The following is an 8,400-nucleotide window of genomic DNA, read 5'->3' as shown; positions in this document are numbered from 1 at the left end:
TCGGTGAGATCCTCGGCGGCCGGCATCCGCTCGCACACGGCGGCCACCCGTTCGCCGTCAACCACCTTGACAGTGCAGCCGTCCATCGCCAACACGCGCTCATCTGAAGACTCATTCATATGAACAAGGTTAGGGCGTTGCCTGGATGGCGTGTCAAGGGCGCCCGTTTTGCCGGCAGATGCCGCGGAGCGCAGCCGCGAACCGATCGATGTCATCCGCGGAGGTGAACAGAGCGGGCGTGACGCGGACGGCGCCGCCGCCGGTCATGCCCGTCCGGGCGACGGTGAAGATCCGGTGTTCGTTCATCAGGCGGTCGGCGATGGCGGTGTTGTCGGCTTCCGTCGTCTGCCCGCGTAGCCGGAACGCGGTGATGGCGCCGTACATGTCCGGCTCGTCCGGGGTGAGGATCTCGAGGTTCTCGATGTCGCGGAGCTGGTTGACCCAGCGATCCCGCAGGAACCGGAGGCGGGCCTGTTTGACCGCGGCCCCGAGGTTGTCGTGAAAGTCCAGAGCGGCGTCCACGGTGAGGAAGGGGGCCACGTTCATGGTGCCGGAGTGCACGCGGGAGCGGATGTCGGTGGCGGGGTAGGTCTCGTCGGCGTACAGGAGGTCGATGTCGGCCAGGCGGTGGGCGCGGATGTAGAGGAATCCGGCGCCCAGCGGTACGCCCATCCACTTGTGCAGGGAGAAGACCGCGAAGTCGGCGTCGAGGTCGGCGAGCGTGAAATTGAGCTGCCCCCAGGAGTGGGCGGCGTCCACGATCACGTCGACCCCCTGCCGGCGGGCCATGGACACGATCTGGCTGACGGGCGTGACCAGGCCGGTGCGGTTGTTCATGTGGCTGAGCAGGAGCAGCTTGACCTTCGGGTGCTCTCGCAGCGCGCGTTCGTAGGTGTCCAGCACTGCCTGGCGTGTGGCGGGTTCGGGGATGACGATGCGCACGACGTCGACGCCGCGCCGGTCCCGTAGCCAGTTCATGGCGTACTGGCCGCTGTGGTAGTCCAGATCGGCGTACATGACGGCGTCGCCGGGGCACAGGCGGCGGTAGCCGGAGATGAGACCCTGCAGGGCCTCGGTGCCGCCCCGGGTGAGCGCGATCTCGCTCCTCGATGTGCCGAGCAGCCCGGCGATGCGGTCGCGGATCTTGTCGGCTCTGGCCTTGTACGTGGTACGCAGCAGGTGAGAGCTCTGCTCGTTGAGGAGGTCGACATTGCGGTGGTAGGCCCGGCGGACGGGCTCGGGCATGATGCCGTAGTAGCCGTTCTCCAGGTTGAGGAAGCCGGGGCTCACCCGGAACTGACGGGCGACAGTGGCCCAGAAGCGCTCATCGCGGGCCACCTGCTCCGGGGTGGTGCCGCGAGGCGCGAAGAGCACGTCCGCGGTCGCGGGGCCCGCGGCGATCGCGCCGAGCCCGGCGACGACCCGGCGTCTCGACAGGGTCATGAAAAACACCACCTGTAAGTCAGCGGGATGCGCGAACGTCCAGTGTCACCTAAATCGCGGCACGATATGCCCTTCATTTCCTCGTGTCGCAAGATGCGGTTGGATGACCGCCCACAACCGGCATCGTCGTCGACGCGTCTTTCAGGATGAATGGCGGCAGCAGCTTTACCGGAACCTTTGACTTCGCCGGGCGCGTCCGGCGGACTTGCGGGCATTATCACCAGTGATGCTCACGACACGAACGACCCGTTCTCACCGCCCGGCCGACCGGCTGATGGCGCGTGCGGTGCTCGTGCTCGTGCTGCTCATCGGCGTGGTGTTCGCCCATGGCGGCGCGTGCGCGGCCATGGAGATGTCGGAACCGGTCGCCCACGGCGCCCACCTTGAGAACACCGCCGTGAACGACGCGCGATGCCTGCACCGGGAACTGCCGACGCGCCACCGGCACGGCACCGAACAGGACTGCTCGGCGGTCAACCTGGCCGACACGCCCATCTCGGTGGCCACGCCGGCGACCCGGTCAGTCTCCACGGCCCATGCCGTCGCCGAGATCCCGATCCCCCCGGCGCGTGCGTTCCGCCTTGCCGCGCCCTATCTGGAAAATCTCTGCGTGATGCGCATATAGGAGTCACGACATCCGCAGTCGTCCTATATCCACTCGGGTTCGCGGCCGTTTCGCCATGCCCGCGAATTGCGTCATTCACTTTCGGGGATTCATTCCATGTCATCACAAGCTGTTTTCGCGCGCCCGCAAGAGGCGCCGGTCGTCGGTTCTTCGTCGCTTTCCCTGACCGTCGGTAATACGCCGCTGGCGTTCATTTCGGAGCCGTCCGTATCGAGAGGAGGATTCTGGGCCAAGCTGGAAGGCTTCAATCCGGGTGGCATCAAGGACCGTCCCGCTCTGCACATGGTGCGCCGGGCGCGGGCTCTGGGAGATCTCCGGCCGGGCGCCACGATCATCGAGTCGACCAGCGGCACTCTGGGGCTGGGCCTGGCCCTGGCCGGGATCGTCTTCGGCCATCCGGTCGTGCTGGTGGGCGACCCCGGGATGGAGCCGCTCATGTGCCGGCTGCTCACCTCCTACGGGGTACGGCTGGAGATCGTCACCGAGCCGCATCCGGTCGGGGGATGGCAGCAGGCCCGCCGCGAGCGGGTCCAGCGCCTGCTGGCCGAGACTCCCGGCGCCTACTGCCCCGACCAGTACAACAACCCCGACAACGTCGAGGCCTACGCCGGGCTGGCCCACGAGTTGCTGGGCCGGTTGCCGCACATCGACACGCTGGTGTGCTCGGTCGGCACCGGAGGGCACAGCGCCGGGATCTTCGGCGTGCTGCGCCACCACTTCCCCGATCTGAAGCTGGTCGGGGTCGACACCGTCGGCTCGACCATCTTCGGCCAGCCCGCCAGGGCACGGCTGATGCGCGGGCTCGGCTCCAGCATCCATCCCCGCAACGTCGCCTATGACGCCTTCAGCGAGGTGCACTGGGTCAGCCCGGCCGAAGCGGTGTGGGCCTGCCGCTCCCTGGCCGCCCGGCACTACGTCTCCGGAGGCTGGAGCACCGGCGCGGTCACCTTGGTGGCCCGCTGGCTGGCCCGCATCGCCCCCGAACAGACCATCGTCGCCATCTTTCCCGACGGGCCGTGGCGGTACTGGAACACCGTCTTCGACGACGACTACTGCCACGCCCACGGCCTGCTCGGCACGGTCCCGGCCGAGGAGCCGGACCTGCTGCGCGTACCGACCGAGCGGGAGGTGCGCCGCTGGACGCGCTGCGCCACCGTGACAGACCCGCTGGCGGGCACGAGATGAGCGGCGTGCTGCGGGAGTTCCGCTCCTTCGACCGGCCGATCCAGCTCCTGCAGGTCAACCAGGCGGGCATCAACCTCGGCTTCTACATGCTCATGCCCTACCTCGCCCAGCACCTGTCGACCGGCGCCGGCCTGGCGGCCTGGACGATCGGACTGGTCCTCGGCCTGCGGAACATGAGCCAGCAGGGCATGTTCCTGATCGGCGGCACCCTGGCCGACCGGCTCGGCTACAAACCGCTGATCATGCTCGGGTGCGCGCTGCGGACCGTCGGGTTCGCGCTGTTCGGGCTGACCACCTCACTGCCCCTGCTGGTCGTGGCCGCCGTCGTGACGGGTTTCGCGGGAGCGCTGTTCAATCCGGCGGCCCGCGCCTACCTGGCCGTCGCGGCCGGCGAGCGCAAGGTCGCCGCCTTCGCCGTGTTCAACGTGTTCTACCAGGGCGGCATCCTGCTCGGCCCGCTGGTCGGCATCGCCCTGCTGAAAACCGGCTTCACCGCCGTGTGCCTCTCCGCCGCGGCCATCTTCGCGGTGCTGACCGTCCTGCAGGGCCTGTGGCTGCCGGCCCGGCGCGGCCCCGTACAGAAGGAGCAGCCGGTGCTGCGCGACTGGCGGCAGGCGTTCGGGGACCGGGCGTTCGTCTCGTTCGCCACGGCGATGATCGCTTCGTACGCGCTCTCGTACCAGATGTATCTGGCCCTGCCGCTCGAAGTGCAACGCCTCGGCGCCGGCGAGACGGGAGTGATGGCCCTCTATGCCATCTCGGCGCTGCTCGGCATCGCCGGGCAGATGCGCCTGACCGCCTGGTGCTCGGCCCGGTGGACCCGCGGTCAGGCGATCAGCCGCGGCCTGGCGCTCATGGGGATCGCCTTCCTGCCACCCGCCGCGGCCGCGCAGCTGCCGCTCCCGCCGGTGTGGGCGATGGCGCCCGTCGTGGCCTGCACCCTCCTGCTCACCGTCGGCACACTGGTCGCCTTCCCGTTCGAGATGGCCACCATCGCCGACATGGCGGGAGATCGCCTGATCGGCACCTACTACGGGCTGTACAACCTGCTGTCCGGCGTCGGCATCCTGGCCGGGAACCTGCTGTCCGGCGCCCTGCTCGACACGGCCCGCGCCACCGGCCTGGCCGGCCTGCCGTGGCTGCTGCTGGCCGCCACGGGAGCGGCCTCGGCGGCGGCCGTCAGGCGATTGGACCGGCGTCACCGGCTCTCCCCCACCGGCCAGGTAGCCCTCGCCGGCTGACGGGACGCGCCCTGGTGCGGCTCGCACTGACCGCACCAGGGCAGCCCGGGCGTTGCTGCCGTTCGCGCCGGCCACCATCCCGACCACGTCTGCCGTACCGCCCTGACCACCTGGGCGGAGCGTCACAACGAGGAGGGCGTCGAACCGGTGCGGGTCCTTACGGCCGTGTGAGGCCCGGCCGCCGCGCGCCGTACGAACCGGAGTGCGGCGGCGACGGCCCGTGCCCGAGGCGTTTCAGCGGTCGGCATGGCAATCCCCGCTCGCCGCCTCGTCGGGCCGGACCCCGTGGTGGATGGGGCCGTGGGGGTCGGCGCAGTGCTGTACGAGGGGGCGCGGGGCGCCGTCGTTGACGGCGTGGCTGTCGGGCGTGGCGTGGTCGACCTGCAAGGTGGTGTGCACGATGCCATGCCCCTCGTGCAGCAGGTCCTCGACGGCCAGGCGCGCGGCATGGCAGTCAGCTCCCGGGGAGACCAGCACATGCGCCGACAGGGCGGCGTATCCGGAGGTGACCTCCCAGATGTGCAGGTCGTGCACCTCCACCACGGTGTCCAGAGCGGCGATCTGGCGGCCGACCTCGGCGGGGTTCACCTCGGCTGGGGCGGCCTCCATGAACACCCGTCCGGCGTCGCGAACCAGGCCCCAGCCGGCCTTGAGCATCAAGGCGGCGACGACCAGTGCGGCGATGGCGTCGGCGCGGGTCCAGCCGGTCAGCCAGATGACGAGGCCGGCCAGGGTGGTGGCGATGAAGGCGTACAGGTCGTTGAGAATGTGCTGGAAGGCGCCCTCGACGTTGAGGCTGGAACGGTTGGCCTTGGACAGCAGCCAGGTGGCGGCCACGTTGACGGCGATGCCGGCCAGCCCGGTGACCACGACGAACAGGCCCTCGACCGGTGGCGCCTCGACGAGTCTGCGGATGCCCTCGTAGGTGAAGTAGACCGCGAGCAGCAGCAGGGTGATGCCGTTGGCCTGGGCGGAGATGATCTCGGCACGCTTGAGACCGTAGGTGAAGCCGCCGCGGGGCGGGCGGGCCGCTATCCGCATCGCGACCAGCGCCAGCACGATCGCCATCGCGTCGGTGAGCATGTGACCCGCATCGGAGATCAGCGCCAGCGATCCGGCGATCAGGCCGACCACCACCTCGACGGCCATGAACCCGACGATCAGGGCGAGCGCGCCGCCGAGGTAGCGCCGGTCCGCCTCCGCGCTGACGCCATGCCCATGCCCATGCCCGTGACCATGCCCATGCGCATGGTCACCACTGCCTTCGCTGCGTGCCTGGCTCTGGTCGTGCCCGTGTTGATCAGACATGCACTGAGCTCCTTGGACTGGGGTGAATGACGTGTGTGACGGCCAGGTCCGGAAGGTTGCGGACACGGGCGTCGATCAGCGGGTAGTACGCAGGCGCAGCCTCGTTCGGCCTTCACTCATCGAAACATCTGCCTGAGTGTTCATATGTGCATATGGTTCCTACTGAGGCGCGCTAGGTCAAGACCCATGCCCCCAACCGCATGTCCATTACCTCTACACATGAACATCTACTCAGATGTTTAAACTCTCTGTAGTGTGTCAACTACTCTTCGTAGAAGTTGATAACCGTCAGGTGGTCAGGACCTGACCCCCTCTGCACCCGGCCTCCGGACCCGGTGCAGATGCGCACAGGAAGGGACTGCGCATGAGAACTGTCCACGCCACCACCGCCCTACTGGTGATGGCCGCAGCAAGCGGATGGCTGGCACTGTCAAGCCTGCCGGCCGACGCCAGCTCCGTACCAACCGTCCAGCCTCCCGCCGTGTCGTGCCACTACGCCGTCACGAACCTGCAGCCGGGCGAACCGGTCACCGTCCGCTCCGCGCCGGGGCTCACGAAGCGGGTGGTCGGCAACCTGCGAAGCGGTAACCAGACGATCGCCGGCACCTGCGACAACCGGCAGGGCTGGCTGCATGTCACCATGCCCTCCGGCGTGCGCGGCTGGGCGCAAGGGCACCATCTGAGCAAGCTGCCCGGGCAGGGGGTCACGGCCGCGCAACCAGGCACGTCAGCGCGCACGTGCCGCTACACCGTGACGCGGGTGCGCCGCACCAGCTACCTCAACGTCCGCTCCGGCGCCGGGCTGACCCACCACCCGATCGCCAAGCTGCGACCCGGTAAGCACGCGATCACCGGGGGCTGCTCCAGCCGGAGCGGCTGGCTGCACGTCACCACGCCCACCGGCGTCCGCGGCTGGGCCTGGAGCTTCTACCTGCACAGGAGCTCCACCACCGGCGCGACCCCGATCAGGTAACGAGACCGGATGAGCATCTCGCCCCGTCCCCGGCGGCACTCGCCGACCGGGGACGGCATCCCCGATGCACCGCCTCGGCTGATGCGTGCGTGGCGCCGACCCGCTGCGGTGGCCGCATTCACCTTGATTCTCACCGTCGTCCCGGCTGACGCCGTCCGGGCGGAAGGCCGGTGCCATGCACCCAGCTTGATCGCCCACCGCGGGTATCCCCTATCGGGATCGGAGAACACGCTCACCTCGCTGCGCCGGGCGTTGGGTGCCGGCGCCCGGCAGGTGGAGATCGACATCCGCTTCACCAAGGACCACCAGCCGGTGCTCATGCACGACGCCACGCTGGATCGCGCCACGAACGGCAGCGGGTTGGTGGCCACTTCGAGCCTGGCCCGGCTGCGCACAGTGCGTGGCGGCGACGGGCTCGCGCCGCCCACCTTGGCGCAGGCACTGAGCGCGCTGCGCGGCCACGCCGACCTGGTGCTGATCGAGCTGAAGACCGTCCCGGACGAGGCCGACAGCCGAGCCCTTGCCACCGTCTACCGCCGCTATCGGGCCTACCGCTGGGCCGCACTGACTTCGTTCCTGCCCGATGCCCTGACCCGCGTCGTCTCCCTGCCGGTCGCCCAGGGCCTGGTGGCCCGCACCCCGCCCTCTCCTACTCAGGCGCGGCGCTACGCCTTCGTCGCCATCCGCCACGATCAGTTGTCCCGTTCGTGGGTTCGCCGCTACCACGCCGCCGGAGTGCCCGTCTATGCCTGGACCCCCAACACCCCTACCGCCTGGCGACGCCTGGCCGACTACGGCGTCGACCGCGTCATCACCGATCGCACCCTCCAACACTCCACCTGGGCGCGAACCCTATGCGCCCGCTGATCACTCCTCCAACGTTTCGCCTGCCCACCCGCCTGTCCCGAAGGGAAGCACGATGACTGAACAGCACTCCCACCCACACCCTCACCACCATCACGGTGAAGCGGTCTGCGGGAGCGACACTGCCCCCTGCGCCATCGAGCCTGAGGATCAGCCAGCAGCGACGACCGGGACCGAGCTCCCGGACTGCGGCCCCGGGCACTGCCACGACGATCACGGACTCAACGACCAATAGCCCCTCCCTCCGAGGGTCAGCCCGGTGGCCGTTCATCGCCATCGCTCGCCGCAGTAAGGCCACCGGGCACCGCGCCTGCGGCCGGAGCACGACACTCCCCCGCTGACCCGAGCGCCGATGGTGAAAGGTTCGGTGACACCCCGCCATGCATGTAACGCACGAAGAGCACGACCATGGCCTTCATCTCTCGCACAGCCACGCCTCGACCGTGAACGGCCCCGTGTCGTTGCCGGTCCAGGTGAACGGGCACGGCCAGTCCGCCCTGCTGACCGCCGCCACAGTGCACAACCAGGTCTTCAGCGTCGTACGGCTGCGTTCGGGTTACGACCTGGCCGAAGTGGACGACTTCCTGGCCCGCGTGGAGACCACGCTCAGCCGGCTCTGGCAGGACAACGCCCACCTGCGAGAACGTCTGGCGGCCGGCCCGGCCGTGCCACCAGGGAGCGCCGACGAGCTGGCCGCGGCGGAGCAGACCGCGCAAGAAACGATCACGGCCGCACAGCGGGAGGCCCACCAGATCCTCGCC

The 8,400-nt window shown here is 69.2% G+C and carries 8 protein-coding genes; 6 read left to right on the top strand and 2 right to left on the bottom strand.

The window, feature by feature from the left end:
• Nucleotides 1-153: 153 nt before the first annotated feature.
• Complete coding sequence (locus tag AB0J09_RS47765; RefSeq protein ID WP_360707042.1) at nt 154-1,443, bottom strand: aminotransferase class V-fold PLP-dependent enzyme; 1,290 nt, start codon at nt 1,441-1,443, stop codon at nt 154-156.
• A 286-nt stretch (nt 1,444-1,729) separates the two neighbouring features.
• Between AB0J09_RS47765 and AB0J09_RS47760 the strand changes: the two genes are divergently transcribed.
• From AB0J09_RS47760 to AB0J09_RS47750, 3 genes are all read left to right on the top strand, one after another.
• On the top strand, nt 1,730-2,068 hold the full coding sequence (locus tag AB0J09_RS47760; protein ID WP_360707039.1) for a DUF6153 family protein: 339 nt from the start codon (nt 1,730-1,732) through the stop codon (nt 2,066-2,068).
• 96 nt (nt 2,069-2,164) lie between these two features.
• The gene (locus tag AB0J09_RS47755) at nt 2,165-3,253 is read left to right on the top strand and encodes a PLP-dependent cysteine synthase family protein (protein WP_360707036.1); all 1,089 of its coding nucleotides are present in this window, start codon (nt 2,165-2,167) and stop codon (nt 3,251-3,253) included.
• Nucleotides 3,250-4,494, top strand: coding sequence for an MFS transporter (locus AB0J09_RS47750; RefSeq protein WP_360707033.1), 1,245 nt, complete (start codon nt 3,250-3,252; stop codon nt 4,492-4,494). Before AB0J09_RS47755 ends, AB0J09_RS47750 begins: the two co-directional genes overlap by 4 nt.
• Nucleotides 4,495-4,728: 234 nt before the next feature.
• On the opposite strand, the gene AB0J09_RS47745 is transcribed toward AB0J09_RS47750, so the two are convergent.
• Nucleotides 4,729-5,802 (bottom strand): cation diffusion facilitator family transporter, encoded by a 1,074-nt coding sequence (locus tag AB0J09_RS47745; RefSeq protein ID WP_360707030.1) that lies wholly within the window; start codon nt 5,800-5,802, stop codon nt 4,729-4,731.
• A gap of 364 nt (nt 5,803-6,166) precedes the next feature.
• Here AB0J09_RS47745 and AB0J09_RS47740 point away from each other — a divergent pair, with 364 nt between their 5' ends.
• The 3 genes from AB0J09_RS47740 to AB0J09_RS47730 all read left to right on the top strand — a co-directional run.
• The gene (locus AB0J09_RS47740; RefSeq protein WP_360707028.1) at nt 6,167-6,775 is read left to right on the top strand and encodes a hypothetical protein; all 609 of its coding nucleotides are present in this window, start codon (nt 6,167-6,169) and stop codon (nt 6,773-6,775) included.
• 186 nt (nt 6,776-6,961) lie between these two features.
• The gene (locus tag AB0J09_RS47735) at nt 6,962-7,642 is read left to right on the top strand and encodes a glycerophosphodiester phosphodiesterase (RefSeq protein ID WP_360707025.1); all 681 of its coding nucleotides are present in this window, start codon (nt 6,962-6,964) and stop codon (nt 7,640-7,642) included.
• A gap of 440 nt (nt 7,643-8,082) precedes the next feature.
• Nucleotides 8,083-8,400: DivIVA domain-containing protein (locus AB0J09_RS47730; protein ID WP_360707022.1), on the top strand; the 318-nt coding region annotated here is incomplete at its 3' end.

This window comes from Nonomuraea sp. NPDC049784, from assembly GCF_040659615.1.
Lineage (GTDB): Bacteria > Actinomycetota > Actinomycetes > Streptosporangiales > Streptosporangiaceae > Nonomuraea.
Note: the sequence above shows the minus strand (reverse complement) of the source record. Positions and strands in the feature narration are given on the sequence as shown.

Bases quoted from the DNA above. Each gene is read 5' to 3' on its own strand.
- AB0J09_RS47755 (WP_360707036.1), top strand. From the start codon at position 2,165: ATGTCATCACAAGCTGTTTTCGCGCGCCCGCAAGAGGCGCCGGTCGTC.
- AB0J09_RS47740 (WP_360707028.1), top strand. From the start codon at position 6,167: ATGAGAACTGTCCACGCCACCACCGCCCTACTGGTGATGGCCGCAGCA.
- AB0J09_RS47765 (WP_360707042.1), bottom strand. From the start codon at position 1,443: ATGACCCTGTCGAGACGCCGGGTCGTCGCCGGGCTCGGCGCGATCGCC.
- AB0J09_RS47750 (WP_360707033.1), top strand. From the start codon at position 3,250: ATGAGCGGCGTGCTGCGGGAGTTCCGCTCCTTCGACCGGCCGATCCAG.
- AB0J09_RS47745 (WP_360707030.1), bottom strand. From the start codon at position 5,802: ATGTCTGATCAACACGGGCACGACCAGAGCCAGGCACGCAGCGAAGGC.